Origin of the sequence: Diaphorobacter aerolatus, from assembly GCF_014489535.1 — a bacterium.
In the GTDB taxonomy this organism is placed as follows: Bacteria; Pseudomonadota; Gammaproteobacteria; order Burkholderiales; family Burkholderiaceae_C; genus Diaphorobacter_A; species Diaphorobacter_A aerolatus.
Genome location: NZ_CP060783.1, coordinates 3,888,193 through 3,905,081 on the forward strand (window position 1 = coordinate 3,888,193; position 16,889 = coordinate 3,905,081).

Here is a 16,889-nt window from a genome sequence, read left to right on the forward strand (position 1 = left end):
TGCCGAATGGGCGGCGACAGTAAGAACCGGAGAGCATCGCGATGCGTGTAGGAGTCTTGACTGGCGGGGGCGATTGCCCGGGTCTGAACGCGGTGATCCGCGCCGTGACCAAATCACTGATTCACCACGGGCACTGCGAGGTGCTTGGCATCGAAGACGGATTCGAAGGCTTGATGCTTCCCGTGCCACGCGTCAGAGCGCTCGGCTGGGACGAGGTTTCGGGCATTCTGCATACCGGCGGGACGATTCTCGGCACCAGCAACAGCGCCAACCCCTTGCGCGGTGACGCTACCGTTGCGCAGGTGAGGCACAACGCGCGGGAACTGGGGCTCGACATGCTGGTGGTGATTGGTGGTGACGGTACCATGTCACTCGCCTACGGGCTGCACCAACGCATCGGCCTGCCATGCGTGGGCGTGCCCAAGACCATCGACAACGACATCGCCAACTGTGATCGCAGCTTTGGCTTCGACACGGCGGTGGCGACCGCCACCGAGGGACTGCGCCGCATCGAAAGCACGGCATACAGCCATCACCGCGTGATGATCGTCGAGACCATGGGGCGGCATGCGGGCTGGCTCGCGCTCGAGTCGGGCATCGCAGCGGGCGCGGACATCATTCTTTTGCCGGAAATCGATTTCGACGTGGAGATCGTCGCCGCGCGTTGCAGGCAGCGCGAGCAGCGCCAGCGCTACTCGATCATCTGCATCGGCGAAGGCGCCAAGGAAAGCGGCACCCGCCAGACGATGCGCGAGCGTGTCGCGCACAGTCCCGAGCCGCTGCGCCTGGGTGGCGTGGCGAACGTGCTGCGCGAGCGCCTTGCGCCGCATCTCCAAAGCGAAGTGCGTGCCACCGTGCTGGGTCATCTGCAACGCGGTGGCGATCCGACCGCCTTCGACCGGGTGCTGGCTACGCGCTTCGGACACCGCGCCGCGCAACTGGTGATCGAGGGGGCAACAGGACGAATGGTGACCTTGCAGCGCGGCGAAATTTCCAGCGTGCCGATGTCGGCCGTGGCCAACGTGCAGCGCACCGTGCCGCTGGATCACGATCTGGTCACGACGGCGCGCGACATCGGGATCTGCTTCGGCGACCAGTGATTTAGCCAAGGGCCTATACGCCCAGCCCACGGGGTCGCGTAAGCCCGAAGGGCTGCGCAGTCTTGGTACAGGCCCTGTGCCTTCAGGGAAACGTTGCCGGCCTGGGTGCGGCCGGGCTCTCTCCCAGAGCTTGAATCGCGGTGTGCTGCTTGTTTTCCGGAAGCGACTGGCCCTGCGGCCAGCGGCGCACGACGCGCTGGAAGATCAGCGAATTGGGAATCTGCAGCAGCGTGCCCGGCGCGGGTGCGGTCGAGTCTTCGAGCGTGGTGTAGAGCAGGTTGATATCGACGACCTTGCCCACGGCGCCGAGCTTCTCGGCGGTATCCAGTACCTCGATATGGTCGCCCACGCGAAACGGGCCGACCACGAAGATCAGAAAAGCGCAGAACAGGTTGGAGAGTACGCTCCAGGCCGCAAAGAATGCGACGGCGCCGACCGTGGCGAAGCCGGTGAATGCGGTCCACAGCACCGATGCGGAAACACCAAGACGCTCCAGCACCAGTAGGACCGCGCTCAAAAGAATGAGCCAGCGCACCACGACGGTGACCGGCATGGTCAGTTCGTGCGGAAACTGGTAGTGATTGCCCGCGCGCTTCATGACGCGCTTGAACATGCTGTGCAACAGGATGGCACCGGCAATGATCAGCACGATCTGGAAGCCGGGGATGAGCAGTTCGAGTGAATTCTGCATCCACTCGGGCAGGTAGGTTCTCCAACGAAGAGGCATGTCAGGCTTGGGATTTCACATCAAAGGGAACCTTGAACCATACCATCGTTGCCGGGAAAACCTGCGGCCAGAGCAGCTCAGCGTTTGCGTTGCTCGATGGTGTCCATCTGCATCTCAAAGCTGAAGAACCGGTCGCGCCCCTGTGCCTTGGCGGCGTAGAGGGCTTCATCGGCGCGCATGACCATGGTGATCGCGCTGGTGTTGTCGTCGGGCACGCAGGTGGTGATGCCGCCCGAGAGCGTGAGCACTGGGCTGAGCGGTGAGTCGGGATGGGTGACGCCGCGTGTCTTGAGCAGGCCGCCCAAGGCCCGCGCGAACGTCATGGCACCGGCGCGCGGCGTGTTGGGCAGGATCAGCGCGAATTCCTCGCCTCCGTAGCGCGAGGCCACGTCCCGCGGGCGCACGCAGACTTCGCGCAGCACGCGAGCAACTTCGCGCAGCGCGACGTCGCCCTGCACGTGACCGGCGGCGTCGTTGAAGCGTTTGAAGTGATCGAGATCGCAAAGCATCAGCGTGAGCGGCGTGTGGTCGCGGCGCGCGGCCATGATTTCGGTGTGCAGGATGCGATCAAAGCCGCGCCGGTTGACGAGGCCCGTGAGCGGGTCCATCTCCACCATCTCATTGAGACGCTGATTCGCGACATGCAGCTCGTCCGTCAGCGTGACCAGCCGACGACGCATGGCGTGCAGGCGCCGCATGGCGCGCAGCTTGGCGGCCAGCACGATGGGCTTGACGGGCTTGACCAGGTAGTCGTCGCCGCCTGCCTCGATGCCGCGCCAGACGTCGAGATCGCCATCAAGACCCGACAGAAAAATGATGGGCGTCCAGCCGCCGGGTTCCAGCTCGCGCATGCGCTGCGCGACCCAATAGCCGTCATGCGTTCCAGGCAGGCGGATATCGAGCAGCACCACGTCCGGCCGACGCAGCTTGAACAGCCGCAACGCCGGGTCGGCATCGCAGGCCTCCAGCACTTCGGCGACTCCGGCGCGACGCAGCTCGTTGGCCAGATGGGCGCGCACCGATGCGAGGTCTTCCACCAGCAACACCGAGAACGGGCGATCAGGCGGCGGCGAATGGGTGTCGTTGAGTGACTGGCTCATGCTGCTCGCACGGTTCGCGTCGGCGCGTTTTGGTGGTGGTGATGAAAGGCGGTGAATTTATTGTTCGCGGCGCAGGGCAGGGAACAGGATGATGTCGCGGATGCTGGGGCTGTCGGTCAGCAGCATCATCAGGCGGTCGATGCCGATGCCGCAACCGCCCGTGGGTGGCATGCCGTATTCGAGCGCACGCACGAAATCGTGGTCGAAGTACATCGCCTCGTCATCGCCACCGTCCTTGGCGTCGACCTGCGCATTGAATCGCGCGGCCTGATCTTCGGCGTCGTTGAGCTCCGAGAAGCCGTTGCCGAATTCACGCCCGGTGATGTAGAGCTCGAAGCGCTCGGTCACTTCGGGGCGCTCGTCGTTGGCGCGCGCGAGCGGCGAGATTTCCGTCGGATGCTCCATGATGAATGTGGGCTGCCAGAGCTTTTCCTCGACCACTTCCTCGAAGTACAGCACCTGCAGGCTCGCCAGAGTGCGCTTGGACAGCCTGTCCTTTTCCTCGTTCATGCCGAGCTTTCTCAGCGCATTGACGAGCCAGTCGCGGTCCGTGACGTTTTCGCCCGCGTCGGTGAATTTCACGATGGCTTCGGGAATCGTCAGGCGTTCAAACGGCTTGGAGAGATCGACCGGTTTGCCGCCGTATTCGAACACCAGCGAACCACGCGCATTCCTTGCGGCATCGCGCACGATGGCTTCGGTGTAGTCCATGATGTCCTGGTAGTTCCAGTAGGCTGCATAGAACTCCATCATCGTGAATTCAGGGTTGTGGCGAACGGAAATGCCTTCGTTGCGGAAGTTGCGGTTGATCTCGAACACGCGCTCGAAGCCGCCGACGATCAGGCGCTTCAGATACAGCTCGGGCGCGATGCGCAGGTACATCTCCTGATCGAGCGCGTTGTGGTGCGTGGTGAAGGGCTTGGCATTCGCGCCGCCGGGGATCGGATGCAGCATCGGCGTCTCGACCTCAAGAAAGCCGTGCTCCACCATGAAGCTGCGAATACCGGCCACGGCCTTGCTGCGCGCAATGAAGCGCTTGCGGGCCTCCTCGTCGGTCATCAGATCGACGTAGCGCTGCCGATACTTCACTTCCTGATCGGCCACGCCGTGGAACTTGTCCGGCATGGGGCGCAGGCTCTTGGTGAGCATGCGGATCTTCGTGACCTTGATCGACAGCTCGCCCGCCTTGGTCTTCATCAGCGTGCCTTCCGCGCCAATGATGTCGCCGAGATCCCACTTCTTGAAATCGGCGTAGGGCTCCTCGCCGATGGCGTCGCGCGTCACATAGAGCTGGATGCGGCCCGTCGAATCCTGCACCGTGGCGAAGCTCGCCTTGCCCATCACGCGCTTGAGCATCATGCGGCCAGCGATGCTGACGGCGATGTTCTGGCCTTCGAGCGCTTCGGCATCGGCCTCGCCGTGTGCAGCGGCCAGGTCGCCCGCATGGTTTGCGGGCTTGAAGTCATTGGGAAAAGCCACGCCTTTGCCCTGAGTCTGCGCTTCACGCAGCGCCTTGAGTTTTTCACGGCGCTCTGCGACGAGCTTGTTCTCGTCGACGGGGACTGCAGGAGTGTTCGTAGGCTGATCGGATGACATAAGGAATGGGGTTGTTGCCCGAAGGGGTGACAATAGCGGCGGTCAAAGCTCCGTGGCCCGGGGCGATGCGCGCTGGAAAACCTTCAATTTTAAGTCCATGCGCGCAAAACGGGCTCGCAAGGGCTTTCGGCTTCGATTGTGGCGAACGGCAGTCTATGAAAATTACCATTGTTGGCGCGGGTTATGTGGGGCTTGTGTCCGCCGCATGTTTTGCGGAATTGGGCAACCAGGTGCTTTGTGTCGAGCGCGATGCCGCGCGGGTCGAGCGCCTGCAAAGGGCCGAGGTGCCGATCTTCGAGCCCGGCCTTGTGGAGTTGATCGCCAAGAACCAGGCTGCGGGTCGGCTCGCATTCACCACCGACATGAAGGCCGGAGTGCGGCATGCCGAGATCCTCTTCATCGCCGTGGGCACACCGCCCAAGGGTGATTCCAGCGCTGATACCAGCCAGGTGCTGGCGGTGGCAGAGCAGATCGGCGAGCACCTGTCGCGTTTTCTCGTGGTCGTCGATAAATCCACCGTGCCGGTGGGAACGGCCGACAAGGTGCGGGCCGCGATTGAACATGCGTTGAAGAAACGGCCTGCTGGCCAAGCCAGGAAGTGGCCCGATTTCGCGGTAGTCTCGAACCCGGAATTTCTCAAGGAAGGTGCGGCGGTCGAAGACTTCATGCGCCCGGATCGCGTGGTGATCGGCGTGAGCGCTGATGCCGCAGGCAAAAAGGCCGAAGCGCTGCTGCGCCAGGCCTATGCGCCGTTCAACCGCAATCGCGAGCGCCTGATCGTGATGGACGTGAGGAGCGCCGAACTCACCAAATACGCGGCCAATGCGCTGCTGGCCACCAAGATCAGTTTCATGAACGACATGGCGAATCTCGCCGATGCGCTGGGCGCCGACATCGAACAGGTGCGCAAGGGCATAGGCTCGGACCGGCGCATCGGCTATGACTTCATCTACGCGGGACTGGGTTATGGCGGCTCGTGCTTTCCGAAGGACGTTGCCGCCATCTGCCACACGGCGCGCGAGGCAGGCGAACGCATGCGTGTCGTCGAGGCCGTGCGTGCGGTGAACGACGCGCAGAAGGAACGCTTCGTGCAACGCATCGCCGCGCACTTCGGCGACTCGCTCGAAGGGCGCACGATTGCCGTCTGGGGACTGACCTTCAAGCCTGCCACCGACGACGTGCGCGAGGCCCGAGTCGTCATATCGTCAAGCGTCTGGTGGCGATGGGCGCGAAGGTGCAGGCCCATGATCCGCAGGTGCAATCGCTCGCGCAACTGATGCCCGGGGAAAACACTGTAAGGCTGGCGCGCAGCGTGAGTTTCGTGAACGATCCGATGGCGGCGTGCGAGGGAGCGGACGCGCTCGTGATCGCGACCGAATGGAAGGCATACCGCAGTCCCGACTTTGCCGCGATGCGCAAGCTGCTCAAGGCGCCCGTGCTGTTCGATGGCCGCAATCTTTTCGATCCGGCGGAGATGCGTCGCCTTGGCTTTCACTACCAGGGTGTGGGCCGCAGGTCGGCCTGATCCGCAATCGCATCCATGAACCCACCCCAGCCTATCCCGGACGCGACCGCTGCGCGCGGCTGGCTGCATAGCGTGGGGGGAGCAGCGGTGTGGACGCTGGCGCAGCATCTGTCGTTCTTTGCCTGTGCATGGTGGGTGTCGTGGTGGGCCGGGGCAGAGCGTTTCGGCGCGTTTGGACAGGGGCTCGCGCTGTCGGCCATGCTTGCGGCGGCGGTCACGTTTCGTCTCGAATACGCCGGGCAGCTCGAGCGGCGCGAGCGTCGTGCGGCGGCGCTGTTTTCCCTTGCCGGAGCGGGCGCAGCAGTGTGCACCGCGGTTCTCTTGATCGTGCTTGCCCTATCGCGCCAATGGACGGATGTACCCGCGTGGCTTTGGGCCGGGGCGTGCGCTTTGTTGCCGCAATCGGGCGTGCTGGTGCTCGCCGCCCGCGTGGCACGGCGGGGCAACGTGGTGAAGGCCGCTGCGCTGCGCAGCCTGCCTGCGCTGCTGATGGTGCTGCTGCTGGTGCTGGCGTGGATGATTGGACGCGAGAGCTGGATCGAGTGGACGATTCCGCTGGCCGCGTGGCTTGGGTGGCTGGCCGCTTTTTGGGGGAGTCGATCACGCCATGTCGCGGCAGTGCGCCAACCGGCAGCGGCGCGGGTTGCGCGATTTCATCTGCGCTTTGTACGCGCCGAGTTGCCAGGATTCCTGCTGAACGCGGCCGCCAATCACGGCCAGGTGCTGCTCATCGGCATGCTTGCCGGTGATGCGCTGGCTGGCACGGCGGCGCTCGGGTTGCGCATCGCCATGCTGCCGACGAGCGTATTCGGGCTTGCGCTCGCGGACCGGCTGCGCGCGCGTGTCGTGGCGCTCGGCCGCACGCGCGAATTGCCCGCGCTGGTGCGGCTTGCGATCAAGCGCATGACCGGCCTGTCGCTGATGGTGCACGCCATCGGTGCCATCGCCGTGCCCTGGGTGCTGCCGTGGCTGTTTCCTGCGCAGGGGCCGGTGCTCGTGACCATGGTGCTGTTGCTGCTGCCGCTCGGCGCGATCCGGTTGGTGGCGAGCCCGCTGGCGTTTACGCTGCCGTGGCGTGGCTGGCTGGGCTGGAGCCTGATCGGACAATGCCTGCTGTTTGCCTGCGCGTTGCTGTCCGTGGTGCTGGGCTTGCCGGTTGCGGGACTAGGCGGTGTTGCAGCCGCTTACGCAATCAGCGCTTCACTCGTGTATTTGGCGTATCTTCTGGCGTCTCTCAAGGCCATTCGGATGGATACTTGAGGCTGTCGCCCTTCCATTGTTCGGGCGTTCGTTCAGATCGCATGCGGTGCGCCGACCAGACTAACAACCATTCTTATGACCAGACAGGGAAAAGTAGGCGCAGAGCGCGAAGCCGGGCTTGCGCGCAGCCACTACACGGACGAAAGCAATTTCACCCCGGAACACTTGTATTCGATGTCGTTCCAGATTCGTCAGTTGCGCAGCTTTCGGCCCGCCGTGTGCTGGAGATCGGCATCGGCAATGGCTTTGTCTCGACCTTTTTGCGGCAGTCCGGTGTCGAGGTCGTGACCGCCGACATCAATCCCGCGCTCGAGCCCGACATTTGTGCGCCGCTTGCAGACCTGCCGCAGCATCTCAAGGGTGAGCAATTCGACGTGGTGTCGTGCTGCGAGGTGCTAGAGCACATGCCGTTCGGGCAATTCGGCACGAATCTCGACATCCTCAGAAGCCTCGCACCCAACGCCTTCATCTCGCTGCCGGGGCATTTTCCCTGGGCCGGTTTTATGGGGCGCTTCGGCATCCACAACCGCTTTGTCGACGTATCTCTCGGCATACGCATCCCAAGCCGTCGCCGTTTGACGGACGGACATTTCTGGGAAATATCGTCCGAATGGCAGACGCGGCGCTCGGCCTTGGTGGCGCAGATGCGCGAGCGTTTTGCCACGGTGAACAGCGGCGTGTTTCCCATGCACCGTTACCACTACTTTTTCCGCTGTTCGGACCAGGGGGCGGTATGAATCTTCTGCCCGCTACGCCGAAACTTCTGTCGGTGATCGCGCCTTGCCGAAACGAGCGTGATCACATCATCGCTTTCTGCGGCAACGTCGCCGGCATGCAGTTGCCCGAAGGCTGGCAACTGGAGGTGCTGATCGCCGATGGCCGCAGCGACGACGGCACGCGGCAGTTGATCGAGGACTGGTGCGCCAGGGATGCGCGCTTTCACTGCGTGGACAACCCGCTTCGCATCGTCTCGCCCGGCCTCAATCGCTGCATCGAACAATCGCGCGGCGAGATCATCGTGCGGCTCGACATCCACAGCGAATACGCGAACGACTATCTGCTGCAGTGTGTGGAAGCACTCAAGCGCACCGGCGCCGACAACGTGGGCGGCGCATGGCATGCCAAGGGACGCAGCCTGATGCAGAAGGCCGTGGCGGCGGCATTCCAGTCGCCCTGGGTGGCGGGCGGTGCGCGCTCGCGCGATCTTGACTTTGAAGGCGAAGTGGACACGGTCTATCTCGGCTGCTGGCCGCGCGAGAGCTTTTCGAGAGTAGGCGGATTCGACGAACAGCTCGTGCGCAATCAGGACGACGAGCACAACCTGCGCCTGAAGAAAAACGGCTTTCGCATCTGGCAGAGCAGGGCGATACGCTCGAGTTACTTCCCGCGTGCCAGTCTGTCTCAGGTATTCCGGCAGTATTCGCAATACGGCTACTGGAAGCCCTTCGTGATGAAGAAACATGGTCAGGCCGCGGCGCTGCGGCATCTGGTGCCGGCGGCCTTTCTGCTGGCGTTGTTGGCTGCGCTGATACTGGCCGCGACCGTGACGGCATGGCCGTTGCTGCTGTTGTTGGCGGCCTATGCCGGCCTATTGCTGTTGGCGCTTTGGGGCATGCGGTCTCGACTCGAGACGGGCATGGCCGCGCGTGTTGTGGGCGTCATCTGCGCTTATCACTTTGGCTACGGCTGGGGCTCGCTGTGCGGCTGGCGCGACGTGCTGCTTGCGCGTGGCCCGCAACCGCAGTGGGGAGCGCTCACGCGATGAGCGCGCCCACACCTTCGCGCGAAGCCGACGACGTTCGCGAACGCTATGCGCGCCGCGATGGCGTGCGCGACGCCCATCGATACAGCCTCAGCGATCCGTACGCGCTCGCCGCATGGCAGGAACGCCAACGCAAGCTGCTGCGCCTGCTGTGCGGCGCAGGGCTTGATGATTTCGCGCAGCTCGATGTGCTCGACGTCGGCTGCGGCGGCGGAGGCCATCTGCTCGATCTGCTGCGCCTTGGCGTGACGCCGCAAAGATTGCAGGGCATCGAGTTGCTGGCCGAACGGGCGCAGGCTGCACGCACGGTGCTACCCACCGCCTGCCGCATCTGGAATGCCGATGCACTCGATCCGCAAATGGAGTCGAGCCTGCCTGTAGCGAGCCAGGACATCGTCGTGCTGTTCACGGTGTTCTCCTCGATTCTTTCGGACGCCGTGCAGCAGCAACTCGCCGCGCGTGTCTGGCAGTGGCTCAGGCCCGGTGGCGCGGTGCTGTGGCACGATTTCGTCTACGACAATCCACGCAATCCCGATGTGCGCGCCGTGCCGCTCAAGCGCCTGCGAGAGCTGTTTCCCGAAGCGCGGATCGAGGCCCGGCGCATCACGCTTGCGCCGCCGCTCGGGCGCGCCGCATGCCGCGTGAGCCCCGCGCTGTATCCGCTGTTGAACGCGGTTCCGCTGCTGCGCACGCATGTGCTATGCCTGCTGTCCAAACCCTTGTGATGTGAACGCGATGAGCCCAACCCGAAACATGCTGCCCTTTGCCTTGCCCGATGTGGGAGAAGAGGAAATCGCCGAAGTCGTGGACACGCTGCGCTCCGGCTGGCTGACCACCGGGCCGAAGGCCAGACGCTTCGAGCAGGCATTCGCCGAGTTTCTGGGCGACGCGTCGCTCGAGACGGTGGCGGTGAATTCGGCAACCGCAGGACTGCATCTCGCACTCGAAGCCGCAGGTGTCGCGCCGGGCGATGAGGTCATCACCACGACGCATACCTTCACCGCAAGCGCCGAGGTGATCCGTTATCTCGGCGCCAACCCGGTGCTGGTCGATATCGAGGAACACAGCTGGTGCATCGATCCGCGCGAGATCGAAAAGCACGTCACCGCGCGCACCAAGGCCATTATTGCGGTGCACTTCGGTGGCCGCAGCGCGAACATGACGGCGATTCTCGACATCGCCAGACGGCACCGGCTCAAGGTGATCGAGGATGCCGCTCACGCCTTGCCCTGCACGCATCGCGGCGCGATGATCGGCACGCTCGAGAGCGATGCCACGGTGTTCAGTTTCTATGCCAACAAGACGATGACGACGGGCGAGGGCGGCATGCTGGTCACGCGCGATGCCGCGCTCGCCAAACGGGCGCGCACCATGCGCCTGCACGGCATCGACCGCGATGCTTTCGCGCGCTTCAATTCCACGGTGCCCGCGTGGCGCTACGACATCGTCGCGCCGGGCTTCAAATACAACATGACCGACATTGCGGCGGCCATCGGCCTCGTACAGTTGCGGCGCGTGCGCGACATGCAGCAGCGCCGCGCCGACATTGCACGGCAGTTCGATGCGGCGTTTGCGTCGATGGAGGGAATCGTCACGCCGCCTCAGGCGCAAGCTGGCGACGTGCACTCCTGGCACCTCTATCCGATTCTCGTGCCACCGCGCGTTGATCGTGATCGCTTCATCGACGCGATGTTCGCGCAGGGCATAGGCATGAGCGTGCACTACATCCCGCTGCACCAGCAGAGCTACTGGCGCGCCTCATGCAGACTCGACGCGCGGGATTTTCCCGTCAGTGAGTCGATGTACCAGCGCACGGCGTCGCTGCCGATCTATACGCGCATGACGGATGCCGATGTCAAACGCGTGATTGCGGCGGTACGCACGGTGCTCGATCAGCAGGAGAGCCGGTGAGTGCGAGCAAGCGGATCATGGATTTGCTGGGCGCATCGCTCGTTCTGCTGCTATGTTCGCCCGTGCTTCTGGCGTGCGCGGTGGCGGTGAAGGCGAGTTCGCCCGGGCCGGTGCTCTTTCGTCAGGATCGCGTGGGTCTCGGCGGCAAGCGCTTTCGCATCCGCAAGTTCCGTACGATGCATGTGACCGACGGCGCCGGGCCGCAGGTGACCGCAGCCGGGGATGCGCGCATCACGGCGGTCGGACGGGTGCTCAGGCGCAGCAAGCTCGACGAGCTGCCGCAGCTCATCGACGTGCTGGTGGGTAACATGAGCCTTGTCGGGCCCAGGCCCGAGGTGCCGCGCTACATCGCGCAATATCCCGAAGAAGTGCGCGCGAAGATTCTTTCGGTGCGTCCCGGCATCACCGACAACGCGGCGATTGCGTTTCGCGACGAGGAGCGCATGCTGGCCGCGAGCAGCGACGTCGAGCGCACCTATGTCGAGCAGATCATGCCGATCAAACAGCGCTACTACCTCGACTACGTGGCGCATCGCAGCGTGGCGGGTGATCTGGCGATCATCGGCAGAACGGTTTGGGCCATTGCAGGCCCCAAGAAACGGTGATCATGAGTGTGAATGGAATTCATTGGAGTCGCGACAAGGTGCTGTTCGCGCTGGCCGACGTCGTCATGGTGGCCGTGGCATGGGCCGTGGCGTTCTGGCTGCGTTTCAACTTCGAGCTGCCGGCCGAGTACCGCACGATGGCGCTCGACACCATGCCGTGGGCCGTGGCCTGCATGGTCGTGGGACTTGCGATGGCGCGGGTGCAGCGTCAGGCATGGCGCTACGTGGGGCTGGCCGATCTGCGGCAACTGGCCTGGGGGTGCTCTTGGGAGTGCTGGCGACGGTGGCCTGCGTGATGGTGCTGCGTTATCCCGGATTTGCGCGTTCCGTGTTTCCGATCTTCGGCCTGCTGGTGCTGGCCATGCTGGCCGGAGCGCGTGCCACCTGGCGCTCGATTGCCGAACAGCGGCACGCGCGCAGCGGCGCTGGCGGGCAGTCCTCGCTCATCATCGTCGGCACGCTCGAAGAGGCCGATCAGGCGCTGCGCACGCTCAAGGGATCGCAGGGTTGGCAGGTGGTGGGCATTGTCTCGCCGCGTGAGCAGGACGTGAGCCAGAGCCTGCAGAACGTGAGCGTGCTCGGTACGGTCGAGCGATTGGGCGACATCGCCGTCGCACACAACGTGCATTCGGTGCTGCTCGCAAGCGCGCCGGGCTCGGCGCTGCGCCGCGAAGCCCTGCTTCGCTGGTCGGGGTCGCAGCTCAATCTGCTGACGATGCCGAGTGCCGACCATTGGCTCAACACGCCGACGACCGATCTTCGCAAGGTCGATCTCGAAGACCTGCTGGGCCGCACGCCCGTCGCGCTGGATGCAGGGGATCTCGCCGAATGGCTGTCGGGGCAGACCGTGATGATCACGGGCGCCGGGGGCTCGATCGGTTCGGAACTGTGCCGCCAGGTCGCGCGCTTCGGCGTCTCGCGTCTCGTGTGCGTGGACGTGTCGGAGGCGGCCATCTACACGCTGGAGCAGGAACTGCGCATCGCGCATCCCGAGATGCTCGGCAACTACTACACGGCCAATGTGCGCGAACTCGAACGCATGCTGGCGATAGCGCAGAAGCACCATCCGGTGGTGATCTTTCATGCGGCGGCCTACAAACACGTGCCGCTCATGGAAGAGAGCAACGAGGTCGAGGCGCTGCGCACCAACGTGCTAGGCACGCTCAACCTGGCACGCGTCGCGGGCGAATGCGGAGCGCAACGCTTTGTGCTGGTCTCCACCGACAAGGCGGTGAATCCAACGAGCATCATGGGAGCGAGCAAACGGCTGGCCGAGCGCGTGGTGCAGGCGATGGCGGCGCGCCATCCCGACACCGAATACGTCGCGGTACGCTTTGGCAACGTGCTGGGATCGAGCGGTTCGGTCGTGCCCTTGTTCACGTCGCAGATCGCGCGCGGCGGGCCCGTGACCGTCACACACCCCGAGATCGTGCGCTACTTCATGACCATTCCCGAAGCCGCGCAACTCGTGGTGCAGGCCGGGCGTCTCGGGCAGTCGGGACAGATCTACGTGCTCGACATGGGCGAGCCCGTGAAGATCGTCGAACTGGCGCGACTGCTGATCCGCCTCTCGGGCCGTACCGAGGCCGAGGTACCCATCGTGTTCACCGGTCTGCGCCCCGGCGAAAAGCTGTTCGAGGAATGGCTCGCGAACGACGAAACCACCTCGGCCACCAGCCACCCGCAACTGCGCGTGGTGCAGCAGACGGCGACCGTGCTGTCCTCGCACGAACTGGAGCAATTGCAGGCCTGGGTGCGCGATCTTGGAGCCGCGCCTTCCCCCCATCTGCTGCGCAACGGCCTGCACGACTACGTACAGGAATATCGCGCGCGCGGCGCCTGATCGAGGCTTAGTGTGATCTTCAGGAGTTTGTGTTCATTCCCCAATAAAACTCCTGCTTCATGTGCAGCAGTCTTGGAGACTGGGGTGGAGCGATACCGCGCACCCAAGACCATCACGAACCAGCGCAGCCGCGGCAGCGGCCTGCATTGCAATAGTGTCCTGGTCGGGGTGAGAGGATTCGAACCTCCGGCCTCTACGTCCCGAACGTAGCGCTCTACCAGGCTAAGCTACACCCCGATGGTGGTGGTTGTTGTGTTGCTGTTCGAGTCAGATGCGGCGATCAAGCAGCGAAGCTGCCAATTGTAGCAGTCCTTCGGTGTAGCGATTGGCTGGCAGGCCAGCGATGGCGTCGATGGCCAACTGGGCTTGGGAGGCGGCGGCCTGGCGGGTGGCGTCGAGGGCTCCGGTGGTTTTGACGATGTCGATGACTGCGGGAAGGTTGTCGGTTTCACCGACTTCGATGGCGTTCCTGATCAGCGCGCACTGATCGGCGCTGCCGCGTTGCATGGCGATGATGAGCGGCAGGGTGACCTTGCCTTCGCGCAGGTCGTCGCCGAGGTTTTTGCCCATCTCGACGGCGTCGCCGTCATAGTCGAGTACATCGTCGATCACCTGGAATGCGGTTCCGAGCGCCTGACCGTAAGCGGCGCAGGCGCTTTCGATGTGCTCTGGGCTGCCTGCGAGAACGGCTGCGAGCCGCGCGCTGGCTTCGAACAGTTTGGCGGTCTTGGAGCGGATCACGTTCAGATAGGCCGCTTCGCTGAGCGACGCGTCGTGCGTGTTCATGAGTTGCTGGACCTCGCCCTCGGCGATGATGTTCGTGGCCTCGGCAAGAATGTGCATGATGCGCATGTTGTTGCTGTCGACCATCATCTGGAAGGCGCGCGAGTAGAGAAAATCACCCACCAGCACGCTTGCCGGATTGCCGAAGTTCTCGTTCGCCGTGGGCCGGCCGCGACGCAGGGTGGATTCGTCGACCACGTCGTCGTGCAGCAGCGTGGCGGTGTGGATGAACTCCACGACGGCTGCCAGATTGAAGCGCTGCGCGTCCTTGTAGCCGAGCGCGCCTGCCATCAGCAGCAGCAGGGCGGGGCGCAGCCGTTTTCCGCCAGCGGCAATGATGTACTGTGCGACCTGGCTCACCAGCGGCACTGAGGAGCTGAGCCGTGCGGCGATGACTTTGTCCACTTCGCGCATGTCGTCGGCGATCAATGCGAGTGTCGTGGCGGTGCTATTGTTGTTGGCGGCCAAGGTGATGCAGTCAGAAGATGTTGTCAGAGACTCAAATTATAGGAAGGACGGATCGCCATGCTGCCGGTCGAGGCGTAACCTGCCGAAAATCGTTGAAATGTGCATGCGGGAGGCAGTATGCATGAACGGGTTCAGGCGGCCATTTCCGGGTTTCTGAGGCGCTCTTGTCAGCAACGTGCCGGTCAGGGTATACTCTTGGGTTCCGTGAAAGTTCGTTCGCGGAGCTCATTCAAAAGAGGTTTACATGTACGCGGTCATAAAAACCGGTGGCAAGCAATATCGCGTTGCTGCTGGCGAAAAAATCAAAGTAGAACAGATTGCTGCGGACGTAGGCCAGGAGATTGTGATCGACCAGGTTCTGGCAGTCGGCAACGGCGCTGAACTCAAGGTTGGTGCACCCCTGGTGTCCGGCGCATCTGTGACAGCAACGGTGGTTGCTCACGGCAAGCACGACAAAGTGCGCATCTTCAAGCTGCGTCGTCGCAAGCACTATGCTAAGTCTCAAGGTCACCGTCAACAGTTCACCGAACTGCTGATCGGCGCTATTGCTGCTTAAAGGGTATATCTCATGGCACAGAAAAAAGGCGGCGGCTCTACGCGAAACGGTCGTGATTCCAAGCCAAAAATGCTTGGCGTCAAGGCTTACGGTGGTGAACTGATCAGCGCTGGCTCGATCATCGTTCGTCAACGTGGCACACGTATTCACCCGGGCGTGAACGTGGGTCAGGGCAAGGATCACACCTTGTTCGCGCTGGTGGACGGTCATGTGACGTTTGGGCACAAGGGTGCCTTGAACAAGCATACCGTGAGCATCACTCCAGCGTAACTACGCGCTGAACTCACAGCAAAGCCCCGATCCTCGGGCTTTGCTGTTTTTGGATTTTTGTTTTTGTACTACAAAGCCTTCGGCTTCGACGCCAAGCCTGAAGCGCCATCTTCTAGGCATTGTGGTTCTTGATCGAGATGCACCTGACGTTCTCGATGCCGTATTGCGGTGCTGTTGCCGCGCGTTGTCTCTGGCATCCTGCTTGGGGCTCAAGTCCTTTGCTTCCAGTGTGGAACGGGCAATTTTGTAAACTCCAAGACCATGAAGTTCGTTGACGAAGCCTATATCGACATTTCCGCCGGTGACGGGGGCAATGGCTGCGTGTCGTTCCGCCACGAGAAGTACAAGGAATTTGGCGGGCCGGATGGGGGTGATGGTGGACGCGGGGGCATGTGTTTGCCGTGGCCGATCCGAACTTGAACACGCTCGTCGATTACCGCTTTTCGCGTCGCCACGATGCGCAGCGTGGCGAGCATGGCAAGGGGTCGGACATGTTCGGTGCGGCGGGCAAGGATGTCACGCTGCGCATGCCGGTCGGCACGATCATCACCGATGCCGAAACGGGCGAAGTGCTGTTCGAGCTGCTGAATGCGGGCGAGGTGATCACCATTGCCAAGGGCGGCGATGGTGGGTTCGGCAATCTGCGTTTCAAGAGCGCGATCAATCGCGCGCCGCGTCAGAAGACGCCTGGTTTTCCAGGCGACAAGCGCAATCTGAAGCTGGAACTCAAGGTGCTGGCGGACGTGGGTCTGCTGGGCATGCCGAATGCGGGCAAGTCCACGTTCATTGCGGCGGTGTCGAACGCGCGTCCAAAGATTGCCGACTATCCGTTCACGACGCTGCACCCGAACCTCGGGGTGGTGCGTGTCGGGCCCGAGCAGAGCTTTGTGATTGCCGACATCCCCGGTCTGATCGAAGGTGCGTCGGAAGGCGCGGGCCTTGGTCACCAGTTCCTGCGCCATCTGCAACGCACGCGCCTGCTGCTGCACATTGTTGACGTCTCGCCGTTTGACGACAACGTCGATCCGGTCGAACAGGCCAAGGCCATCGTGGAAGAACTGCGCAAGTACGATGCCGATCTCTACAGCAAGCCGCGTTGGCTGGTGCTCAACAAGCTGGACATGGTGCCGGAGGAAGACCGCGCCAGGCTGGTCAAGGATTTCGTCAAGCGCTTCAAGTGGAAGGGACCGGTGTTCGAGATCTCCGCGCTCACGCGCGAGGGTTGCGAGCCGCTGATCAAGACGATTTTTCAGCATGTGCATGCCGAGCAGGTTGCGCAGAACACGCCCGAGGAAGTGGACCCGCGCTTTCTGTCGGACTCCGATGTCGATACGCAGACCGATCCGCGATTTGCGCCTCGCGACGATGAATAGGCGCAGCGTG

Annotated in this window: 15 protein-coding genes, 1 tRNA gene and 2 pseudogenes; 13 read left to right on the top strand and 5 right to left on the bottom strand. The window is 63.2% G+C overall.

The features are described 5' to 3' along the window. The first annotated feature begins 41 nt into the window (after positions 1-41). Positions 42-1,100: a 6-phosphofructokinase gene (locus H9K75_RS18070; RefSeq protein ID WP_187723670.1), complete on the top strand. Its 1,059-nt coding sequence runs from the start codon at positions 42-44 to the stop codon at positions 1,098-1,100. Positions 1,101-1,182: 82 nt separating this feature from the next. On the opposite strand, the gene H9K75_RS18075 is transcribed toward H9K75_RS18070, so the two are convergent. From H9K75_RS18075 to lysS, 3 genes are all read right to left on the bottom strand, one after another. Continuing rightward, positions 1,183-1,827 (bottom strand): mechanosensitive ion channel family protein, encoded by a 645-nt coding sequence (locus tag H9K75_RS18075; protein WP_187723671.1) that lies wholly within the window; start codon positions 1,825-1,827, stop codon positions 1,183-1,185. A gap of 77 nt (positions 1,828-1,904) precedes the next feature. Further along, positions 1,905-2,927, bottom strand: a complete 1,023-nt coding sequence (locus H9K75_RS18080; RefSeq protein WP_187723672.1) for a diguanylate cyclase domain-containing protein — start codon at positions 2,925-2,927, stop codon at positions 1,905-1,907. Between the two features lie 57 nt (positions 2,928-2,984). Further along, positions 2,985-4,523 carry a lysine--tRNA ligase gene (gene lysS, locus H9K75_RS18085; protein WP_187723673.1) on the bottom strand — a complete coding sequence of 513 codons (1,539 nt, stop codon included), beginning with the start codon at positions 4,521-4,523 and terminating at the stop codon, positions 2,985-2,987. Between the two features lie 155 nt (positions 4,524-4,678). On the opposite strand from lysS, the pseudogene H9K75_RS18090 reads away from it, so the two are divergent. The 9 genes and pseudogenes from H9K75_RS18090 (at position 4,679) to H9K75_RS18125 (ending at position 13,429) form a co-directional block, all read left to right on the top strand. Then, positions 4,679-6,048, top strand: a pseudogene (locus H9K75_RS18090) (UDP-glucose dehydrogenase family protein). 15 nt (positions 6,049-6,063) lie between these two features. Further along, positions 6,064-7,308, top strand: a complete 1,245-nt coding sequence (locus H9K75_RS18095; RefSeq protein WP_187723674.1) for a polysaccharide biosynthesis protein — start codon at positions 6,064-6,066, stop codon at positions 7,306-7,308. Between the two features lie 218 nt (positions 7,309-7,526). Further along, positions 7,527-8,045 (top strand): class I SAM-dependent methyltransferase, encoded by a 519-nt coding sequence (locus H9K75_RS18100; protein WP_187723675.1) that lies wholly within the window; start codon positions 7,527-7,529, stop codon positions 8,043-8,045. Next, positions 8,042-9,073, top strand: coding sequence for a glycosyltransferase family 2 protein (locus tag H9K75_RS18105; RefSeq protein ID WP_187723676.1), 1,032 nt, complete (start codon positions 8,042-8,044; stop codon positions 9,071-9,073). The genes H9K75_RS18100 and H9K75_RS18105 overlap by 4 nt, the downstream gene beginning before the upstream one ends. After that, positions 9,070-9,795: a methyltransferase domain-containing protein gene (locus tag H9K75_RS18110; protein ID WP_187723677.1), complete on the top strand. Its 726-nt coding sequence runs from the start codon at positions 9,070-9,072 to the stop codon at positions 9,793-9,795. The genes H9K75_RS18105 and H9K75_RS18110 overlap by 4 nt, the downstream gene beginning before the upstream one ends. A 10-nt stretch (positions 9,796-9,805) precedes the next feature. Next, positions 9,806-10,981: a DegT/DnrJ/EryC1/StrS family aminotransferase gene (locus H9K75_RS18115; protein WP_187723678.1), complete on the top strand. Its 1,176-nt coding sequence runs from the start codon at positions 9,806-9,808 to the stop codon at positions 10,979-10,981. After that, entirely contained in the window at positions 10,978-11,586 is a 609-nt protein-coding gene (locus H9K75_RS18120) for a sugar transferase (protein WP_404826360.1), read from the top strand. Before H9K75_RS18115 ends, H9K75_RS18120 begins: the two co-directional genes overlap by 4 nt. Positions 11,587-11,588: 2 nt before the next feature. Continuing rightward, the gene (locus H9K75_RS24145; protein ID WP_226858301.1) at positions 11,589-11,882 is read left to right on the top strand and encodes a hypothetical protein; all 294 of its coding nucleotides are present in this window, start codon (positions 11,589-11,591) and stop codon (positions 11,880-11,882) included. Further along, positions 11,846-13,429, top strand: coding sequence for a polysaccharide biosynthesis protein (locus tag H9K75_RS18125; protein WP_226858302.1), 1,584 nt, complete (start codon positions 11,846-11,848; stop codon positions 13,427-13,429). The genes H9K75_RS24145 and H9K75_RS18125 overlap by 37 nt, the downstream gene beginning before the upstream one ends. A gap of 160 nt (positions 13,430-13,589) precedes the next feature. On the opposite strand, the gene H9K75_RS18130 is transcribed toward H9K75_RS18125, so the two are convergent. Continuing rightward, positions 13,590-13,666 (bottom strand) — tRNA-Pro (locus tag H9K75_RS18130). A 30-nt stretch (positions 13,667-13,696) separates the two neighbouring features. Continuing rightward, complete coding sequence (locus tag H9K75_RS18135) at positions 13,697-14,626, bottom strand: polyprenyl synthetase family protein (RefSeq protein ID WP_187726101.1); 930 nt, start codon at positions 14,624-14,626, stop codon at positions 13,697-13,699. A gap of 298 nt (positions 14,627-14,924) precedes the next feature. Here H9K75_RS18135 and rplU point away from each other — a divergent pair, with 298 nt between their 5' ends. The 3 genes and pseudogenes from rplU (at position 14,925) to cgtA (ending at position 16,879) form a co-directional block, all read left to right on the top strand. Further along, on the top strand, positions 14,925-15,236 hold the full coding sequence (gene rplU / locus H9K75_RS18140; protein ID WP_166307970.1) for a 50S ribosomal protein L21: 312 nt from the start codon (positions 14,925-14,927) through the stop codon (positions 15,234-15,236). 12 nt (positions 15,237-15,248) lie between these two features. Then, positions 15,249-15,506 carry a 50S ribosomal protein L27 gene (rpmA, locus tag H9K75_RS18145; RefSeq protein WP_187723679.1) on the top strand — a complete coding sequence of 86 codons (258 nt, stop codon included), beginning with the start codon at positions 15,249-15,251 and terminating at the stop codon, positions 15,504-15,506. A gap of 261 nt (positions 15,507-15,767) precedes the next feature. Then, positions 15,768-16,879, top strand: a pseudogene (gene cgtA / locus H9K75_RS18150) (Obg family GTPase CgtA). The last annotated feature ends 10 nt before the right edge of the window (positions 16,880-16,889 follow it).